Source organism: Azospirillum sp. B4 (assembly GCF_000333275.1).
Taxonomy (GTDB): Bacteria; Pseudomonadota; Alphaproteobacteria; order Azospirillales; family Azospirillaceae; genus Nitrospirillum.
Genome location: NZ_BACU01000244.1, coordinates 1 through 201, shown reverse-complemented (window position 1 = coordinate 201; position 201 = coordinate 1). Strand labels below are relative to the sequence as shown.

Sequence of the window (201 nt, the reverse complement as noted above, 5' to 3'; positions counted from 1 at the left end):
CCCTTGGCGACGGTCATCAGGTCGGGGGTCACCCCCTCGCTCTCGCACGCGAACAGCGGCCCGGTGCGGCAGAAGCCGGTGATCACCTCGTCGGCGACCAGCAGGATGTCCAGTTCGGTGCACACCGCGCGCATCGCCTTCAGCCACACCATGGCCAGCACGTTGAACTTGCGGACCATGCCGCCGTAGAACAGCGCCAGG

1 protein-coding gene is annotated in these 201 nt (G+C 67.7%); it reads right to left on the bottom strand.

The window, feature by feature from the left end:
- On the bottom strand, nucleotides 1-201 hold a 201-nt coding region (locus tag I55_RS10380; protein ID WP_044560473.1), incomplete at both ends, for an aminotransferase class III-fold pyridoxal phosphate-dependent enzyme.